The 19,608-nt window shown below is 41.2% G+C and carries 18 protein-coding genes and 1 riboswitch; of the genes, 10 read left to right on the top strand and 8 right to left on the bottom strand.

Annotated elements, in window-relative coordinates; genetic code table 11:
* Nucleotides 1-111: 111 nt before the first annotated feature.
* A complete protein-coding gene (locus QZL88_RS02800) occupies nucleotides 112-942 on the bottom strand; it encodes a hypothetical protein (RefSeq protein WP_296938503.1) in 831 nt (276 codons plus the stop codon).
* A gap of 241 nt (nucleotides 943-1,183) precedes the next feature.
* On the opposite strand from QZL88_RS02800, the gene QZL88_RS02805 reads away from it, so the two are divergent.
* Complete coding sequence (locus tag QZL88_RS02805) at nucleotides 1,184-2,236, top strand: tyrosine-protein phosphatase (protein ID WP_296938504.1); 1,053 nt, start codon at nucleotides 1,184-1,186, stop codon at nucleotides 2,234-2,236.
* Between the two features lie 11 nt (nucleotides 2,237-2,247).
* Here QZL88_RS02805 and QZL88_RS02810 read toward each other — a convergent pair whose 3' ends face one another.
* The gene (locus tag QZL88_RS02810) at nucleotides 2,248-2,790 is read right to left on the bottom strand and encodes an AAA family ATPase (protein WP_296938505.1); all 543 of its coding nucleotides are present in this window, start codon (nucleotides 2,788-2,790) and stop codon (nucleotides 2,248-2,250) included.
* A gap of 882 nt (nucleotides 2,791-3,672) precedes the next feature.
* Between QZL88_RS02810 and lepA the strand changes: the two genes are divergently transcribed.
* The 7 genes from lepA (at nucleotide 3,673) to QZL88_RS02845 (ending at nucleotide 10,666) form a co-directional block, all read left to right on the top strand.
* Entirely contained in the window at nucleotides 3,673-5,460 is a 1,788-nt protein-coding gene (gene lepA, locus QZL88_RS02815; RefSeq protein WP_006799483.1) for a translation elongation factor 4, read from the top strand.
* 13 nt (nucleotides 5,461-5,473) lie between these two features.
* The gene (locus QZL88_RS02820) at nucleotides 5,474-5,938 is read left to right on the top strand and encodes a hypothetical protein (protein ID WP_296938506.1); all 465 of its coding nucleotides are present in this window, start codon (nucleotides 5,474-5,476) and stop codon (nucleotides 5,936-5,938) included.
* Between the two features lie 10 nt (nucleotides 5,939-5,948).
* Nucleotides 5,949-6,455 (top strand): flavin reductase, encoded by a 507-nt coding sequence (locus tag QZL88_RS02825; RefSeq protein ID WP_296938507.1) that lies wholly within the window; start codon nucleotides 5,949-5,951, stop codon nucleotides 6,453-6,455.
* Nucleotides 6,452-6,916 (top strand): effector binding domain-containing protein, encoded by a 465-nt coding sequence (locus QZL88_RS02830; RefSeq protein WP_296938508.1) that lies wholly within the window; start codon nucleotides 6,452-6,454, stop codon nucleotides 6,914-6,916. The genes QZL88_RS02825 and QZL88_RS02830 overlap by 4 nt, the downstream gene beginning before the upstream one ends.
* 21 nt (nucleotides 6,917-6,937) lie before the next feature.
* Nucleotides 6,938-8,830 carry a biosynthetic arginine decarboxylase gene (speA, locus tag QZL88_RS02835; RefSeq protein ID WP_296938509.1) on the top strand — a complete coding sequence of 631 codons (1,893 nt, stop codon included), beginning with the start codon at nucleotides 6,938-6,940 and terminating at the stop codon, nucleotides 8,828-8,830.
* 63 nt (nucleotides 8,831-8,893) lie between these two features.
* On the top strand, nucleotides 8,894-9,646 hold the full coding sequence (locus tag QZL88_RS02840; protein ID WP_296938510.1) for a hypothetical protein: 753 nt from the start codon (nucleotides 8,894-8,896) through the stop codon (nucleotides 9,644-9,646).
* A 60-nt stretch (nucleotides 9,647-9,706) separates the two neighbouring features.
* Nucleotides 9,707-10,666: a DUF3667 domain-containing protein gene (locus tag QZL88_RS02845; protein WP_296938512.1), complete on the top strand. Its 960-nt coding sequence runs from the start codon at nucleotides 9,707-9,709 to the stop codon at nucleotides 10,664-10,666.
* On the opposite strand, the gene QZL88_RS02850 is transcribed toward QZL88_RS02845, so the two are convergent.
* The 6 genes from QZL88_RS02850 to QZL88_RS02875 all read right to left on the bottom strand — a co-directional run bounded on the left by QZL88_RS02850 (nucleotide 10,663) and on the right by QZL88_RS02875 (nucleotide 16,734).
* The gene (locus QZL88_RS02850) at nucleotides 10,663-11,718 is read right to left on the bottom strand and encodes a winged helix DNA-binding domain-containing protein (RefSeq protein ID WP_296938513.1); all 1,056 of its coding nucleotides are present in this window, start codon (nucleotides 11,716-11,718) and stop codon (nucleotides 10,663-10,665) included. The genes QZL88_RS02845 and QZL88_RS02850 overlap by 4 nt on opposite strands.
* A gap of 22 nt (nucleotides 11,719-11,740) precedes the next feature.
* The gene (locus QZL88_RS02855; protein WP_296938514.1) at nucleotides 11,741-12,253 is read right to left on the bottom strand and encodes a bifunctional adenosylcobinamide kinase/adenosylcobinamide-phosphate guanylyltransferase; all 513 of its coding nucleotides are present in this window, start codon (nucleotides 12,251-12,253) and stop codon (nucleotides 11,741-11,743) included.
* A complete protein-coding gene (locus tag QZL88_RS02860) occupies nucleotides 12,246-12,818 on the bottom strand; it encodes a cob(I)yrinic acid a,c-diamide adenosyltransferase (RefSeq protein ID WP_296938515.1) in 573 nt (190 codons plus the stop codon). The genes QZL88_RS02855 and QZL88_RS02860 overlap by 8 nt, the downstream gene beginning before the upstream one ends.
* Before the next feature lie 354 nt (nucleotides 12,819-13,172).
* Entirely contained in the window at nucleotides 13,173-14,123 is a 951-nt protein-coding gene (gene cbiB / locus QZL88_RS02865) for an adenosylcobinamide-phosphate synthase CbiB (protein WP_296938516.1), read from the bottom strand.
* Between the two features lie 25 nt (nucleotides 14,124-14,148).
* The gene (locus QZL88_RS02870; protein WP_296938517.1) at nucleotides 14,149-15,156 is read right to left on the bottom strand and encodes an aminotransferase class I/II-fold pyridoxal phosphate-dependent enzyme; all 1,008 of its coding nucleotides are present in this window, start codon (nucleotides 15,154-15,156) and stop codon (nucleotides 14,149-14,151) included.
* 99 nt (nucleotides 15,157-15,255) lie between these two features.
* Complete coding sequence (locus QZL88_RS02875) at nucleotides 15,256-16,734, bottom strand: cobyric acid synthase (RefSeq protein ID WP_296938518.1); 1,479 nt, start codon at nucleotides 16,732-16,734, stop codon at nucleotides 15,256-15,258.
* Nucleotides 16,735-16,800: 66 nt separating this feature from the next.
* A riboswitch (cobalamin riboswitch) is annotated at nucleotides 16,801-17,096 on the bottom strand.
* Nucleotides 17,097-17,167: 71 nt separating this feature from the next.
* Between QZL88_RS02875 and QZL88_RS02880 the strand changes: the two genes are divergently transcribed.
* Together QZL88_RS02880 and QZL88_RS02885 are read left to right on the top strand one after the other, a co-directional pair.
* Nucleotides 17,168-17,830: a phenylalanine--tRNA ligase beta subunit-related protein gene (locus QZL88_RS02880; protein ID WP_296938519.1), complete on the top strand. Its 663-nt coding sequence runs from the start codon at nucleotides 17,168-17,170 to the stop codon at nucleotides 17,828-17,830.
* A 321-nt stretch (nucleotides 17,831-18,151) separates the two neighbouring features.
* A complete protein-coding gene (locus QZL88_RS02885) occupies nucleotides 18,152-19,606 on the top strand; it encodes an NAD(P)H-hydrate dehydratase (RefSeq protein WP_296938520.1) in 1,455 nt (484 codons plus the stop codon).
* The last annotated feature ends 2 nt before the right edge of the window (nucleotides 19,607-19,608 follow it).

Raw genomic sequence — 19,608 nt, forward strand, 5'->3', positions numbered from 1 at the left:
CAATATGGTATGATTCCCAAGGCGTTTGAATAACAAAGCAGGCCTAGAATCTTTATAAAAAATGAAGGCTGTCAGAATTTCTGACAGCCTTCTTTAAAATATATAAATGTGTTATACAGGTTTGCTATTTTGAGTTTTACGCGCTTCTTTGATTATCTCTTGTTTTTCTTTTCGGAAATTCTGACGTAAATCAGCAATTTTTTGTTTTTGTGCATCAGGAGCAATACGGCTCAATTCCACAGCTTTCTTCTCCTTCTCAAAGTTTTCACGCAATGATTTCAATTTAGTTTTGCTTGCTTCATCAAGCTTGGCCATTCCTCTCCTTCCATCGAAAGCGAAACGACGGTCTTTATTAAAATCTTTTCTGAATTCCTTCAGTTTGTTTTGTTGTTCGGGAGTATATACTTTATTCAATTCCTCACGATGTTGCTTAGCCAGATCTCTCGATTTTGTCTTAAAGTCTTCATTCAATGCCTTGATCTTTTGTTTCTGATCGTCTGTCAGATTTAAATCCTTCATACGGTCGCCTCTTCTGTCTGCCCTCAAGTCTTGGCTACGGCCATCTTTTTTGCCACGCATGCCCAACTCCTTGCCTCCTTTTTTCATGTCTCTGGTTCCCCTCTGAGCCATGAGTTCTTTCATTTTAGTTTGTTGGTCGGGAGTCAGTATATTATTTACCGCTGTTTGATGCTGCGTTCTCAATTCCTTTGCTTTTGCCTGCCGATCCTCTTTCGACAAATCAGACTTAGCCCTTAGTTCGGCCATTTTAGACTTAAAGTCCTTATTGGTAGACTCTACTTTTTCTTTCTGTTCAGCAGTCAGATTCAATTCTTTCTGAAAATCTGCACTACGCTTTCCATCCCTTTTTCCTCCCTGTGCACTAACTGATGCTGTAAGAGAAATAGATGCTATTATAGCCAATGATAAAAATAATCTTTTCATAATCTTTATTTTAAATGTTTTATAGTGGTTAGATGCGATTTCGAGACCGGGGTTTAATCCATATTTATTATTTAACTTTTCATTACATTCTGTAACCTATATATAATCCATATAGAATCAATACCATACAAAATGTTAAATAAAGGAATTTTCAATCATATAAAGACCGAAAACAAATTCTTTGTCTTGCTTACTATAACAAAGCGGAGTACCTTTGTTATCTGATAAATTACACACACAAATGAAAAAACTTATTATACCTATGATTTTAGCTTCACTCATTGCCACATCATGCGACAAGAAAGCGACGCAGAACCAAGCCGGATATACCGGGGAAGACATTTCAAATGATGTATCCATCATCAGAGACAAAACCACCAAATCTGCAACTATTCAGATATATACACAAGGTAAATGGACGCTTTATGCGGGCAGGTCTGTCGATGGCATAGACTTTTCCCAGCCTGTAGCACAAGGCATAGACAGCGGCACATTCCCGCTAAATATTACAGATTCGATACGTTCTTATTTTGAAATAATTACAGAAAAAGGAAGCGCCATCGTATCCGACAGGCATTTACCGATGACGGGAGGCTATAACTTCCGAGATTTAGGCGGATACAAAACCACTGATGGCAAATATGTAAAATGGGGTAAAATATTCCGTTCCGATGATTTACACAAGCTGACCGACTCCGATCTGGATTATCTCGCTGCCATACCGTTAATCTCCATTGTGGATTTCCGTTCGGGCGAAGAAATGGAACAGGCCCCCGATAAGAATCCTTCTTCGGTAAAGAGTAATTATCCTTATTCCATCAGTCCGGGAGACCTGATGGCAGCAGTAAAGCAAGATATAAGCAAAATTACTGCTGAACAAGCCGACCGGATGATGAAAGACATGAATATTCTTTTAGTTACCAATTCGGCTTGTATACATCAGTACAAAGAATTCTTCAAATTATTGCAGAACGGCGATAATATTCCGCTAATGTTCCATTGTTCGGCAGGAAAAGACCGTACCGGAATGGGTGCAGCATTGGTTCTATCGGCACTAGGGGTTGATGAACAAACTATATTGAAGGATTATTTATTATCAAATACATATTTGGCTAATAAATATGCGGGGTTAAAATCACAATATCCGGCCATATCTTCACTTTTCGAGGTAAAACCTGAATTTCTTCAGGCAGGACTGGATCAGATAAAAAAAGACCATGGTTCGGTAGAAAACTATCTGACAAAGGTTTTAGGTGTTGACATACAGAAAGTGAGGGAAATGTATTTATACTGATGCAATAACTTCTACTTCAATTCCCGTATTACAAAATCAGCTCTTTCCGATACAGGCAGCAGAGGTACTTCAACTGGTATATAACCTAAATCCTTATATACTTCCATCATTACTTTGTATGTATCAATAGCTGTCCGGAAATCCTGTTTTCGTTCGCTGTCTGTTTCATATATTTCTCTCCATGGTGGCAGAATAAAAACAAGAGGATTGTAACGATATTGCTCAACTGCATTTTTCAATACATCGCCAATATTAAACCCCATCAATACCTCGTATCCGTATGTATCAGGGATACCCCTGTCAAAAAAGTAAATATCCTCCCTATCTTTCAAGTTGATAAAATCCAGGACAGAACGGAAAAGCATCAGATCGGAATATGCTCTGGTATCACCCCATGGCAAAGCACGACCTCCGGCCTCGACCTGTTCTCTGATTATATTCCGGGCAGTTTCCGGAACACAGTTACAACCATTTTTCCGAAGTTCGTTCAATAAGGTAGTCTTACCGGAACCAGGACCTCCGGTAATTATATAAAAGTTATTTTTTACTATCATATTTTACACTATTTAAGTTTACTTAGTAATGAATAATGCGAATCAGTAGTTGACATTTAATGTTCATTTTGGCATTGCCCAAAACGAAGCAAAAGGCTAGCGCTTCGTCCCTCGGCGACCTGTCAACAGTTTGCCGGCTGAAAGTGACACACGGGCTATCGCCCCGTTTGATTCCTCGTCGACTTCACCGAACAGGTGCCCGCCTGGGGAACTAATGCGCGTCCGCTGACTCACAAGTGGGGCTAAAGCCTCTTAACTAAATTGGCGTACAGTTTATCAGGCGTCAGCCCGGCGCTGTATGCTTCATGGACGGGCACCCGTCAGAAGAGAAAGGCTAAAAAACGAAAACGTGTTTGAGCTTTTCTGAGTTTTCGGATATCAGAAGTTTTCCAGCGAGTTTTTTCGTTTAGCCGTCTCTGCTGTTAACGGGTCGGCCTTTGAAGCGGGCGCTAAAGCGTTTTTGGTTCCTTTTGCGGCTTTGGGCAAAAGAAACACAAGCAATCTTTGATTGCGCGTAGAAAAAATGTAGAAAATAATTGAACATTAAAATACGTCATTCATATTTATTACTTAATACAGAAACAAATTAAGTCTTCGTTATCAGGATTAAGCATACAGGATCGTATATGGGCAGGTAATTGAATTTGCTTTATAAAAGTGGGGATAAAAACAGGTGGACATCTTATAAGTAAGTCATACAAAGAAACATATTTATTTAATAAAATCAAAACCGATGAAACAATTTTTAAAAATTACCAGTTTACGCTAAGCTTGCAATGTCTGATAATTAAAAGTTGATATTTCTTTTGTATATTTGCACTCTAATTTGGGGTAGTGTTTCTATCCCGGTTTGAAGAAGATTAAAAGAATCAAATTATATAGATGAATAAAATACGGAATTTTTGCATTATAGCACATATCGACCATGGTAAGAGTACGCTTGCAGACAGGCTTTTAGAATACACACGCACTGTCGAAGGTAAAGATATGCAGGCGCAGGTACTCGATAATATGGATTTGGAGCGAGAGCGTGGTATCACCATCAAAAGCCATGCCATCCAGATGGAATACACATATAAAGGCGAAAAATATATCCTCAACCTGATAGATACTCCCGGACACGTCGACTTTTCGTACGAAGTCTCACGTTCCATAGCGGCTTGCGAAGGTGCTTTGCTTATTGTAGATGCCGCACAGGGTATACAGGCTCAGACCATTTCTAACCTCTACATGGCTATAGAAAATGACTTGGAGATTATACCGATTCTGAATAAAATAGACCTGCCCAGCGCAATGCCGGACGAGGTGGAAGACCAGATTATAGAATTACTTGGAGTAAAACGTGAAGAGATAATCCGTGCCAGTGGAAAAACAGGAGAAGGAGTATATGATATAATCGATGCTATCATCGAACGTATTCCTGCACCAAAAGGAGATCCGGAAGCCCCGTTACAGGCCTTGATCTTCGACTCGGTATTCAACTCCTTCCGTGGTATCATCGCATACTTTAAAGTGGTAAACGGCACAATCCGTAAAGGAGACCTGGTTAAATTCTTCGCCACCGGCAAGGAATACGACGCTGATGAAGTCGGAGTCCTAAAACTCGAAATGTCGCCCCGCAATGAAGTGACATGCGGAGACGTTGGCTATATCATATCCGGTATTAAAACATCGAAAGAGGTAAAAGTAGGTGACACCATTACCCATGTAAAGAACCCGTGTAAAGAGGCTATCGACGGATTCGAAGAAGTGAAGCCGATGGTATTTGCCGGAGTATATCCCATCGAGAGTGAGGATTTTGAAGATTTGCGCGCCTCACTCGAAAAACTTCAGTTGAATGATGCCTCCCTTACTTTCCAGCCTGAATCATCGGTTGCCCTTGGCTTTGGCTTCCGTTGCGGATTCCTCGGGCTACTGCATATGGAAATCATACAGGAGCGTCTCGACAGGGAATTCAATATGGATGTGATAACCACCGTGCCGAATGTATCCTACATTGTGCACGATAAAAAAGGAAATACGAAGGAAGTGCATAATCCGGCCGGATTGCCCGACCAGACATTGATCGACTATATAGAAGAGCCGTATATACGCGCGTCCGTGATTACAAACACGACCTATATAGGCCCTATCATGACATTGTGTCTCGGTAAGCGTGGTATCTTACTGAAGCAGGATTACATATCGGGCGACCGTGTGGAAATCACTTACGATATACCTCTGGGCGAAATTGTAATCGACTTCTATGATAAACTAAAAAGCATATCGAAAGGTTATGCCTCGTTCGATTATCATATGCACGACTACCGCGAGGCGAAACTTGCCAAGTTGGATATCCTGCTTAACGGCGAATCGGTGGATGCCTTATCTACGCTTACCCATGTGGATAATGCCGTAACGTTCGGACGCCGCATGTGCGAAAAGCTGAAAGAACTGATTCCCCGCCAGCAATTCGACATTGCCATACAGGCGGCTATCGGCGCTAAGATTATAGCCCGTGAGACAATAAAGGCCGTCCGTAAGGATGTAACTGCCAAATGTTATGGCGGTGATATTTCCCGCAAGCGCAAATTGCTGGAGAAACAGAAAGAAGGTAAAAAACGCATGAAGCAGGTGGGTAATGTGGAAGTGCCTCAGAAGGCATTCCTTGCAGTATTAAAACTGGATTAAAAGATTGGATATTATGAATAAGTATATTTATATTCTTTTTCTTTTTTGTATGATATTTACAAATTGCAAAAAAGAAGTAAAAGCTAATGATGAATTCAGAAATGAAATCCTTTCAAATATAGAAATACCGGCAGATACTGCACACGTATTTTATACTCTTTTAAACAAACTTGACTCAAAGGGTATTACATATGGAGCATTTTACAAAAAAAGGCTTTACGAAATAGAAGATTCTTGTTACAATGCAAATAAAATTCTGCTGGATTCATTATCTAATATAAACTCTGATTTATATAGCAATTACATAGATAGCATCAGAAACAAGGCTGCAAAAGAATATCAAAATTATTTGTCCATATCCGATGATGAGTTGGATGCTGCCATATTTGTCACAACTGTCAATACATCTATAAAACATTATTTAAATCAGAGCTATAATTTAAATTTATATATTCCTGAAGACATTTCAGAAGAATAAAGATTCGTATATGAACCAATTCAAAGAAATAAACATAAAAGACTTCTCCCCCAACCCATTTGAAATAAAAGACAAATGGATGCTGATCTCCGCTGCCAAACCCGATGGTACGGTAAATACAATGACCGCAAGCTGGGGCAGTTTCGGCATCATGTGGAACAAAGAAGTGGTTTTTATCGTTATACGTCCTCAACGTTTTACAAGGGAATTCGTAGAAAGTTCAGAATCATTGTCGCTAACATTCTTCGACGACAGCTATAAAAAGGCTCTTGCTTATCTGGGAAAAGCTTCGGGAAGAGATGAGGACAAGATAACAAAAGCAGGATTATCCGTTGCGATGGACAATGATGTACCTTACTTCGAACAAGCAGAAAGGGTAATCTTTGCAAAGAAACTTTTCGTACAGCGTATCGAAGAAGCGGCTTTCCTTGATGAAAAGATAATAGACAGATGGTATCCTGAAAAAGATTTCCATTATTTATATATTGCCGAAATAACTAAAGTTTTGGAAAAATGAAACAAGAGGAAGTAGTCTTGGACAAATTCTCTGTTGTTGGCATCTCCGTAAGGACTACCAATCAGGATTATAAGTCGCAGAGTGACATAGCCAAATTGTGGGAAATATTCCTGAGAAACGGCTATTTGGAGTCGATGCCGAAGGTATCGGATGATATTTACTGTATCTACACCGATTACGAGAGTGACTATACAGGTGAATATACCACCGTACTGGGCTATAAGGTTGCGGATGCAGAAAGTATCCCTACCAACCTGAGCCTGACTATCAAAGAGATTCCTTCCAGCAAATATTATAAATATATATCCGAAGGTGAATTGCCATATGCCGTTGGTAAAACTTGGGCGCACATCTGGCAATCGGATATAGACAGACGATACCAGGCTGATTTTGATGTATATGGTAAGGAAGCAAAAGATCCTGCCAATGCGAAAATCACCACATTTTTATCCATTAAATAATTTATCACTTTACAAGAAAGAATGAGAAAATGGCGCATCGAAGACTCATCCGAGCTGTATAACATCCCGGGATGGGGAATTAATTACTTTTCTGTCAACGAGAAAGGTAACGTTGTCGTAACTCCTCGTAAAGACGGAGTGGCTGTTGATTTAAAAGAACTGATGGACGAGCTGCAACTTCGCGATGTATCGGCTCCCGTATTGATTCGCTTTCCGGATATTCTGGACAACAGAATTGAAAAGATATCGACGTGTTTCAAGCTGGCCGCCGAAGAATACGAGTACAAAGCGCAGAACCATATCATATATCCTATCAAGGTAAATCAAATGCGCCCTGTGGTCGAAGAACTTATCAGCCATGGTAAAAAATTCAACATTGGACTAGAAGCCGGTTCTAAGCCCGAACTTCATGCTGTTATTGCCATCAATACCGACTCTGACTCGCTGATTATATGCAACGGATATAAAGACGAAAGTTATATCGAACTGGCCCTGCTGGCGCAGAAGATGGGTAAGCGCATTTTTATTGTAGTGGAAAAGCTTAATGAGCTACCACTGATAACAAAAGTTGCCAAAAGACTGAAAATAAAACCGAATATAGGTATCCGTATCAAATTGGCCAGTTCCGGCAGTGGCAAATGGGAAGAATCGGGAGGTGACGGCAGCAAATTCGGATTGAATTCGAGTGAACTACTCGAAGCTCTAGCCTATCTAGAGAAAGCAAATATGCAGGATTCGCTTCGCCTTATCCATTTTCATATAGGTAGCCAGATCACAAAAATACGCCGTATCAAAACGGCACTGCGTGAAGCCGCACAATTCTATGTTCAATTGCATACGATGGGCTTCAAAGTAGAATTTGTGGATATCGGTGGCGGACTAGGTGTAGACTATGACGGCACACGTTCATCATACAACGAAAGCAGCGTTAACTATTCCATACAGGAGTATGTGAATGACTCTATCGCCACAATGGTAGATGCTGCAAATAAGAATGATATCCCCCACCCTAATATCATTACCGAATCGGGGCGTTCGCTTACGGCCCATCATTCTATATTAGTGTTCGAAGTGCTGGAAACAGCTACTTTACCAGAATGGGACGAAGACGAAGAATTGTCGGACGATGACCACGAACTGGTTCGCGAACTCTATCAGATATGGGACGACCTCAGCCAGTCGCGTATGTTGGAGGCATGGCACGATGCCCAGCAAATCCGCGAAGAGGCACTGGACTTATTCAGTCTGGGATTACTTACACTGAAAACAAGGGCGCAGGTAGAACGTCTATATTTCTCCATTGCCCGCGAAATATTCCATATTGCAGGCCGTTCAAAGCATGCTCCGGAAGAGCTGAAGCAATTATCGAAGCTGTTACCGGATAAGTATTTCTGTAACTTCTCATTGTTCCAGTCGCTACCCGATTCGTGGGCGATAGACCAGGTATTCCCTATTATACCGATCCATCGTCTGGATGAAAAACCCGACCGCACTGCCACATTACAGGATGTAACCTGTGACTCGGATGGCAAGATCGATAATTTCATCTCTAACGGCAACCAGTCTTCTTATCTGCCTGTACATGCGAAAAAGAAGAATGAGCCGTATTATCTGGGCGTGTTCCTTGTAGGTGCATATCAGGAAATACTGGGAGACCTACATAATCTGTTCGGCGATACCAACGCCGTACATATATCGGTAGACGAGGGAGGATATAAGATAGAGCAAATGATAGACGGTGAAACGGTGGCAGAAGTACTTGATTATGCCCAGTACAATGCCAAGAAACTTGTACGCACAGTGGAAACATGGGTTACCAGCTGTGTGAAGCAAGGTTCGATAACAGTAGAGGAAGGGAAGGAATTCCTCTCCAACTATCGCTCTGGCCTCTATGGATACACATATTTAGAATAAACAATTTTATTATATTCCCTCTCCATCGGTATGTGGAGAGGGATTGTTTTTTAAACCGAAACTATGAAAAGATATTTATCCATTCTTTTTCTACTCATTACGGTATTTTTTAATAGCTGTGCCATATACGAAAATATATATTTTCAGGAAGACGGAAGTGTAAAATATGATATGTCTATCGACGCCAGCGAGATATTGTCCATGACATCGGATATGAACATGAGTATGGCAGACAAAATACCGACAGACAGTGTCATTTATCTGTCCGACATCCTCAAAGATACACTGAATATCACTGATGATATGAAAAAAGACATGATAAATATAGCTCCGTTAGCTATCAGAATGCAGAATGATGTGGCAAACAAGAAGCTTGGGATCTCCTTGTCGGGTAGCTTCAAGGATGCAGAGGCTTTCAATAAGGCTTTTGTTTCTATGAAGAAACTGGAAGACAAAATAAAATCGAAAGATGAAGAAGCACAATCACTGAGTCAAAACCTTTCTATTGATAAACTATACAATCTAACGTCACTTACATGGGATGGTTCGGTTATGACTAGAACCGTAGAAACAAATAAGGATATAGAGCCTGAAAATGGGGTGGATAATCTGTTGAAAGGCAATAATCCGTTCGGCATGTTTTTGGAAAAAGGAAAGATGGTGGTAAAATATCATTTCCCTAAAAAAATAGAAAAGATAAGCAATCCTAATGCAGTATTCTCTCAGGACGGAAAAACTGCTATAATCGAATATAGCGGCTCTGTTTTCACTAAGCCTACGACTGAGTTTTCAGTAGAAATAACGACAGAGAAATAAAATACGATTACAACCTTTTGTTGCCGACATTCCTTTACTTAGTTATTTTTTGGATAGAATATGAGTAAACATAAAATCAGACATAAGAAGACCTGCTTAAACTGTAGTGCCTTTGTAGAAACTCATTATTGCCCTAAATGCGGACAGGAAAACAGTGAGAGCCGTCAATCTTTTCACCATCTGTTTACACATTTTGTATTCGACTTCATTCATTACGACAGTTCCTTTTGGAGAACTGTTAAGTATCTGTTCCTCTCCCCGGGAAAACTTTCGATAGAATATATGAACGGCAAACGGAAATCTTATGTCAATCCGTTTACGCTTTATATATTCATCAGCTTCATCACGTTTTTTATCCCTTCTGTTTTACCGGACGCTTCTAAAAGCAATAAAAACATAGAGGTAGAAGCCGAAGTCACTGAAGCAATGAAACTAAGAGATAGTCTGATAGTTACTGATCCGCAAGGTAAACTTACAGCAGAGAAAATAGATTCTAAATACAAGACTCTGCCCAAAGAAAAGCAAATACTGTCTCCTGATGGTATAATGTATAAAACAGGACTTGCCATAGTAGAGAACTCCAAGGATAAACAAAAAAACAAAGAGGCTATTGAATTTTTAATCCACAATATGCCAAAGGTTTTATTTCTCTATATGCCTATATTTGCCTTCTGGCTGTGGTTGTTCCATAATAAAAGAAAACGCTTCTATTTCGATAGTGGCATCTTCACCCTCCACTTCTTTTCCGTAGTGTTGCTATCTATTACTATTTGCAATGTTTTCTCCTGCCTTTGTGACTGGATAGGCATAGGTTGGCCTGCAGGCCTGTTATGGACATTTATGGTCTTTTATATTACGTTCTATTTTTTCAGGGGATGTCGCCGCTTCTATGATGACAACCGGTTTATATCCAATTTGAAATCGGGAGTCCTGGTTATGATAAACAGTTTCATGATTATATTGATAACTACCCTGTATGCTATTCTGGGAATCTATATGGTTTATATTTATCACCATTAAGAGCCTGTTAAATAAGTACCAAAGTCCTCTGAAGCCTTCCTTATCAGCTTCTCCAACGCTTTATCTGGTTGAGAAAAAAATTCGGATGAAACATTCCTCTTATTCAAGAATTTTTTCCAGAGGCCAATAATCTCTCCATTATGGGAAATAGCAGGCTTGAATATTCCGTTGCTTGTTATCACCTTTTTGTGGTGAACAAGAGACAGAATCTCTTTCCGGTCTTTATAGCTCACCAATAATTCATCGAATGCAGGAAGGAAATGCACGATATCGTCTCTGTGCTTATAGCCTGATGAAGATTGATGGAATATATATGTTTGCTCGCCTGCCGTTTCGAAGATAAAATCCGGTTTTATCAATGCTACTGCGCTTCTTGCCTCGGTGGCTGTCAGTCCCGACCACCAGATAAAATCCTGTATTGTAGCCGGACCATGGCTCTGAAAATACTTATATGCCAAACGGTACAATGTTTCGTCCATGTTATAGTTCGATGTCTTTGGCACACGCTGTTCCAACAGAGCATAGGTCAGTTTCTTATCTTTTATCGCACCATTACATACCAAGCCATCTAATTCGGCGTGATACATAATATGGCTCAAACGGCGGCTATCACATTCTACATCCGCCTTCTTCAATATTACACCAAGCTCCTGGCGGGTCAGATTACTTTCTTTTTCTAATGCTTTACGGATAATAGCCTTTGTCTTACTCAGCAAATCATCGGAAAGCTCCAATTCCCTATCACTTGAACGAATAGCCAGCTTTACCCGAGGTGCACTCAACTGAAGCATCCAATGTATATCGTCTCGTGACACAAAATGCCATGTAGGGCGTAAAATATGAGTACGGATAAGCTCACCTTCGTCCACCGCTTTTTCCACCTGCTTATCGGTTATTCCCGGCAACCGTACACCAATAGCCCATTTTGCCATATTAAAATCCTGAGCCTGCATGGCGCCCATCCATGATACTATCTCGCGTGGTGTTTTATATCTGGTCTTAACAAGTTGCTGGTTAGCAAGTCGCATAGTTGTGATGTCCGCTATATTCATTGTTTGTCTATTATCTTTTTATTCACTTCGCCATCAATGGAATACCTGAAACCATCAGATAAACCTTGTCGGCTCTTTCTGCAATATACTGATTGAGCCATCCCTGCAAATCAGCAAATTTGCGCTGCACCTCATTTTGCGACATCTCCCCCATGCCTATCTCATTAGTAACAATGATGAAACGCGCATCCTGTCCTATCAGTTTATCGAATTCCGTTTTTAATGCCTGTAAGGAAGATTGAACATCTGCTTGCATATCGAAGAAAAAGTTTGTTGCCCACAGGGTCACACAATCTAACAGCACAACCCGTCCTGTGAGATCATGCAGGCTCAGTTCTTTTTCCTCTTCTATATTAGTCCATTCACAGCCCCGTTCGGCCTTATGCCGGTCGATACGCTTGCGGTGTTCATCATCCCATACACGGGACGTAGCGAGATAGACAGGGTTTGTAGAAAGGGACAATACCAGTTTCTGGGCATAACTGCTTTTTCCCGAACGTTGCCCTCCTGTAATAAGAATTATCTGTTTAGCCATTCTTCTTTCTTTTGTACAAAAAGTCCTTCCAGCGTTCTTCTATATTTCCGGCCTTATACATATCGTATCTAGCCATAGTAAAGAAAAGGTCGGACAGGCGGTTAATAAATCGCATTACCGATGCCGGAACTTCATCCTGCTTGTTCAGTGTCCATAAGCGGCGTTCCGCCCGGCGGGCAACAGCCCTTGCCAGTTGCAGGTGTGCCGAAACAATAGTGCCGCCCGGCAGTATAAAAGTTTCACTGGGCCCCATCTCATCGGTCATTCTGTCCATCCATTCCTCGCAAAGTTTATCCAAATCTTCATCCAGCGTATTTGTGTTGGTATCCCTGATCGCAGAAGGGGTTGCCACTTGTGACATGACGGACATCATTTCGGTTTGAATTTTGAATAAAAGGGGCTGCCATTCATGGTCTGCCGGAAGATTGGCTCTTACAACTCCTATTACCGAGTTGAGTTCATCGATTGTGCCGTTGGCTTCGATGCGTACATCATCTTTATCAACACGCTGTCCTCCAAAAATTCCGGTTTTTCCTTTATCGCCACCACGGGTATATATTTTCATAGGTATATTGTTTTATTTATATTTTGTTTCTTATTAAATAACTGTTATTCGTAATAACTCGAATTCTTTAGTTAATTACTGCCGCGCCCTCCCGGGCTTGTCCTTACTTTTGGCATTGCCCAAAAGTAAACAAAAAGCTAGCGCTAAGTTCCTCGGCGACCCAAAACCATTTTGCCGGCTGAATCAAACAAACGGGCTAATGCCCCGTTTGATTCTACGCCGTCTACAACGGATTGGGTGCCCCTCCTATGTCACTAATGCGCGTCCGCTAACGCCTTAGTAAGGCAAAGCCCTAAAAAAGATTATGCTTTTCATCGTCAATTGTCCACTGTCAATTTTCAACTTGCAACTAAATTATTTAAAATTTATATAATAAATAGTTTCAATCGCTACAATCAAAACCACCATTAATATTTCTGTCCAAGTATTTACCTGTATTGCCTTTTTCATATCGGCGGTGGTCAGTTCTTTTTCTTTATAACCTATATAGGGCTTATCTACCAGTTCACCAAAATAGACGTTTGGTCCACCGAAACGACAATTAAGTATTCCTGCCAGAGCAGCTTCGGGATAACCCGAGTTAGGACTGGCATGCTGCCCTCCGAACTTTTCGATAAAGGGAACCAACGATAGTCTACCACTAACTATAATCATCAGTAAAGAGGTAAGACGGGCGGGAATATAATTGGCAGCATCATCAATGCGCGCAGCCCAGCAACCGAATTGTTTATATCGCTCGTTCTTATAGCCGATCATCGAATCCAGCGTATTTATCATCTTATAGGCAAACATACCCGGAACGCCGAGTATCATATACCAGAATAGCGGAGCAATAACGCCATCGCTCAGGTTTTCGGCCAATGTTTCCAATGCAGCCGTACGGATCTGCTGTGGCGACAGGTTGGATGTATCACGTCCTACAATACGTGCAACCTGCATCCTACCCTCTTCTTCTGATGAATCTACTGCTATAAACACTTTCTTGACTTCATCTATCAGCGTTTTTCCGGCAAGGCAATAAAATACAATGATTGTAGAAAATGCGATGGAAAGCCAAGGGTATGCTTCATTCAAACCATCTGTTATAAAATAGATAAGAAAATAACACGCAAAGATAAGGACAATGGAAAATAATGCGCCTTTCAGCATCTTACTCTTCCCTTTATTCAATATTTTTTCGCCCCATGCTATTATCTTACCTTTTGCCACCACTGTATGCGGCAACCAAGCAGGGTCACCGATGAGCTTATCGATAATCCAGCCCAGAACTAAGGGTAATAGAATATATAGTAAATTCAAATCCATTTAGCTCCAATTTCAAGGCTTATTTTCAACACTGAAATTCTGATACCCCCTTCACTAGCATCGTGTTCTCTTCAAATGACTGTGTGGCAATACGAAAGTAAGACTCATCCAGTCCATAAAAATTGGCAGCATCGCGAATAAGGATACCATATCCGTCTATAAGGTACTTTTTCAGTTCAGACGCTTTCCCATCTTCAAATTTACACAAAAAGAAATGTGTATCAGTAGATTGAACGACAATTTTTTTTATTTTTCTCAGAGACTCTTGCAGTTGTATAGTATCTCGTAAATATTCTTTGATATTTATTGTTTCCATACCGTTATTCAACAAGAATTTCCCGGCTTCAATTGCTAATCCGTTTACAGACCACGGCATACGGTATTTTGCTACCTGAGCCAAAGTATCCGCATGTGCCGTAATATATCCTAGCCGCAACCCGGGTATGGCAAAATGCTTTGTCATGGAATGCAATAATATCACATTCTTATATTGCGCCGCCTCTTCAATAGTGAATAAATCACTGAGTGTGAAGTGCTCATACGACTGGTCGATAATAATATATTGAGACGGATGATTTTCAATATATGCTTTCAGTATATTTTTATCAGTTACTGTACCAGTCGGATTGTTTGGATTACAAAGCCATACCACACGGGTATCCTGAGGTACCTCGCTGAGAGATGCAGACCAGCATATCGTATGATTGTTGATAGTTGCGGCATCGCCATATTCACTGAAAGTAGGGTATATTATAGCCGATTGGGCATTGTTAAACGCCTGTGCGATCAGATAAATGGCTTCCGTGGCTCCATTGGTCACACATATATTATCCGTATTAACCTTGTACTTCTCAGCCAACAAATGAACCAGAGAAGATGCATCGGGTTCGGGATAAGAATGTATAGCACTGATATGAGCGCACAGATGCTCCTGCAAGGTGGATAAATCCTGTCCGCTGCGTATATTGGAACTGAAATTGCTTACAATCTTCTTTCCGTGAGTATATATATCGTCACCGTGTCCGAGTATCATATAGTTACAATTTATTAATGTGCCAATATTGTAAATGACAAATTAAAAAAAACATCTTTTTGCCGCTTTGCTCCATTGGCATATTAGCACATTACCTCACTAGCTAATTATCTTATACACCAGCTCCATATCCACATAACTGCGCACATGATCGGCCAGCTTATTATATTGCTCTTCTTTAAAAGCCTTGAAGTCGAACGCCGTATCCGACAGCTTATCAGCATAGGGAGCCAGCAAATAATCTATAACAGCCCCATTATCAAGAATACCATGTATATATGTACCAAAACATTTCTCATTCAGGAAGTAGCCGTCAGTACGGCCGTCCTCCAATATATTTAATGGTGAAAGGCTGGTATCTTCCATGGGAATAGTTGCCCCCATATGTATCTCATATCCTTCGCAAACGGTGTCGGAACCGAGAAAAGAAAACTGCACCTGACGGGTCACTTTTTCTCCTTCCATCTGTGTAGTTACAGGCAGCAAGCCCAATCCGGGCAGACGCTCAATATTGCTTTCCACATGATTGGGGTCACATACCTCCTGCCCCATTATCTGATAACCACCGCAGATGCCTACTACTGTAGCTCCGTTCTTATGGGCTTTCACAATACTTTGCGCTACACCGTTGCGACGCAGTTCGTACAGGTCGGATAGAGTACTCTTGCTTCCGGGAACAAGCACAATATCCGCCTTTTCTATTTCATCCGTATTATTGGTATAATACAGATGCACGCGGGGATCACGTTCCAGCACATTGAAATCGGTAAAGTTAGATAAATGACGAAGCAGGATAACAGCCACATTCACCTTGCCATGTGTTGCCTGCAAATTCTTGGTTTGCAGCATCACTGAATCTTCCTCTTCAATATATATATCCTTATAATAAGGTACCACCCCGATAACAGGGATGCCGCACAGGTCTTCAATCATTTTCACTCCCGATTCGAAAAGCCTGATATCACCCCGGAATTTATTGATAAGGATGCCTTTTACATGTTTACGTTCTTCCTCGGTAAGTAACATTACAGAACCATACACCGAAGCGAATACTCCGCCCCTGTCTATGTCCGCTACCAATATTACATTAGCCCCGGCATGTATCGCCATCGGCATATTCACAAGGTCTACAGCCCGCAGATTGATTTCGGAGATACTGCCCGCCCCTTCCATTACAATAGGGTTGTACCGCCGGGCCAGACGGTCGAATGCATCATTTACTTCCTTCCGTAATTCTTCGCGCCCTTCCACCCTGAAATACTCATAAGCATGCTGGTTTCCCACCGGTTTGCCATTCAACACAACCTGACAAACCTTATCCGTTGTAGGCTTCAGTAGCAAAGGGTTCATATCGGTATGGCATGGAACACCCGCAGCCTCGGCCTGAACGGCTTGTGCACGCCCTATCTCAAGCCCTTCGGGGGTAGCATATGAATTGAGAGCCATATTCTGCGCCTTGAATGGAGCCGGCTGATAACCGTCTTGCAGAAATATGCGGCAAAAGGCCGATGTAATAATACTTTTACCTACATCGCTGCCTGTTCCCGCAAACATAATGGGATTGAGCCGTTTCGTCATTATTTTAGATCCTCTGATATTTTAGTTCTTATGTATTTTAATATATCCCTGACCCCGGGGATATAAAAACTGAATATTTTGTCCGGCAGGTTTCCTGACTTGCTCCATCTTTGAACGGCCTTCCCATTTTCAGTAAACAGTTAGCAGTTATCAGTAAACAGTCAAAAAAAACTGTTAACTGATTACTGTATCACTGATTACTGTGAAACAGTGGTATTTGGTATTGCTCAAAGACTTTTTTCAGAAACATTGTTAACTGAATAGAGACCACAGTAGCGGGCACTGTTCCGGATTCTGACCGGATTCCCTTTTCATGTAAAAGACGAGTGTCTGTTTACATCACCAAAACAGTTACAAAGATAGCTTTTTATTGAGGTTATACAATACGAAAATTGTAACTTTGAAATTCTGTTAATCGAGATATATTATTAAAATGGTAGAAATAAAGGTATCGGAGGAAATAAGGAAATCCTGCCCCGCTTTTGCCGGAGCAGCCATTTGTGCCAAAGTAAATAATACCCCTCACAATAAAGAATTATGGAAACTGATAGATAACTGTGTCGCTGAATACAAGGCAAATCACCAGATAGAAGATATAAAGAAGAACCCGGCTATTGCCGCTACCCGTGCGGCATATAAAAAGTTCGGAAAAGACCCGAACCGCTACCGTCCATCGTCTGAAGCCCTTTGCCGCCGCATCGTCAGAGAATTACCCTTGTATCAGATAGATACACTGGTAGACCTCATTAATCTGGTTTCTATCCGTACAGGTTATTCTATCGGAGGATTCGATGCAGATAAGATAAAAGGCAACACGCTGACATTGGGTGTCGGGATGACCGATGAACCCTATGAAGGGATTGGGCGGGGTATGCTGAATATTGAAGGAATCCCGGTATATCGCGATGCTATCGGTGGTGTGGGAACACCGACAAGTGACAATGAGCGGACAAAGATAGAACTAAGCACAATAAGTTTTCTGGCTATTATAAACGGATATAGCGGAAAAGAGGGTTTGAATGAAGCCGTAAAATATATGCAATCCTTACTTAAAGATTTTGCAGATTCGGATGGTGGGGAAATTATTTTCTTCTAGTCATTTTTTTGTTCAGACTTTCAGAAAACTTTATCTATATAAATAGGTTATAATAAAATAAGTATGATCGCATGCGAGAAAAAGTAACAGATAAAAACAGAGGTAAAAGGTGTTACTTTTGTTACCCTTTATAAAAAGTGACAGGTATAAAAGTGTGTAAAAAGTGTCAAGTTTGTCAAGTTTTTTATATAGTGTCCTTTGTGCTAAGGAGGTTTAACCTCTAAGAACACAAAGAAAATCACAAAGGGCACAAGAACTGAAGATTCGTTCCTTTCGTTACTTTTTAACGAAACGAAGTTAATTAAAATAAACCTTTGATATATGAAAATACTAACAGGCGCACAAATAAAAGAAGCTGACCGCTATACTATCGAGAATGAACCTATCAGTCCGATAGAATTAATGGAAAGAGCATCCAATACCATCGCACAATGGATATGCAACAATGTAGAGAAAGATTATCCCCTGCTCTTCCTTATCGGAAAAGGTAACAATGGTGGTGACGGACTGGCTGTAGCCCGTATCCTGTACCATGCAGGATACAACTGTTCTGTGTCTATGGCATTTGATAAAGAACAACTCACCGAGGAGTGCAGATATAATCTGGAGCGCCTACCCTCCGGTGTCGCCAGCAGTGGTTTAGAGAATATAAGCAGGAATACTGTCATTATCGACTCCCTGCTGGGTACGGGAGTAAAAGGAGAGATAAAAGAGCCCTTATTATCCATTATAGACAAAGTTAATTCTCTACAAAGCAAGGTTATATCTATTGATTTACCATCCGGTATGATAAGTGAATACGGAAACAAAAACCAAAAGATTATTAAAGCTGGCATAACCCTGACCCTTGAATTTCCCAAACTGGCGATGTTATTGCCCGAAGCCGGGGAATACTGCGGAGAAATCAATATATTACCGATTGGACTCAGTTCACAATACATATCCAATGAAGAAACTTCCTATCATTATATAACACCCGGTTTCATCGGGAAAATAAAATTGACAAGGGATAAATTCGCTCACAAAGGAACTTACGGACATGCTTTGCTCATATGCGGGTCGAAAGGAATGGCCGGAGCCGCAATACTGGCGACAGGCGCCGCTTTGCGCTCTGGGTGCGGACTAGTAACCACACACATACCTGCCGAAGAACGGTATGCCGTAAATATGGTGTATCCATCTGCCATACTAAGTCTGGATGATGAATCTTATTTTTCCGATCTGCCCGCGAATGCTTCCAAATATTCATCCATAGGTGTCGGTTGCGGATTGGGGTTAGCCCCGCAAACAGCCGATGCCCTCAAGCAATTATTGGTTTCGGTTTATAAACCGGTTGTGATAGATGCCGACGCTCTTAATATCATATCGGAGCATTACAAGATGAGACACCATATTCCCGCCGGTTCTATCCTTACACCGCATATCGGAGAACTGAAAAGGCTGATCGGGGAATGGACCAGTGATGAGGAAAAAATAGAACAGGTGAAAAGGCTTGCCGCCAATCTAAAATCCGTCATTATCGTAAAAGGGGCGCATAGTATGGTATGTTTACCGAATGGTAACTGCTATTTCAACTCTACAGGTAACAGCGGCATGGCAAAAGGCGGTAGCGGCGATGTACTCACCGGTTATATTACAGGCCTGCTGGCACGCGGGTATAGTAGTGAGCACGCTGCTATCTTAGGCGTATATATGCATGGTCTGGCTGGAGATAAAGCGGCTAAAAAATATGGAACGGAGGGAATGAATAGCAGGGATTTGATAAAATATTTATGAAT

Origin of the sequence: uncultured Dysgonomonas sp. (assembly GCF_900079725.1) — a bacterium.
GTDB lineage: Bacteria > Bacteroidota > Bacteroidia > Bacteroidales > Dysgonomonadaceae > Dysgonomonas.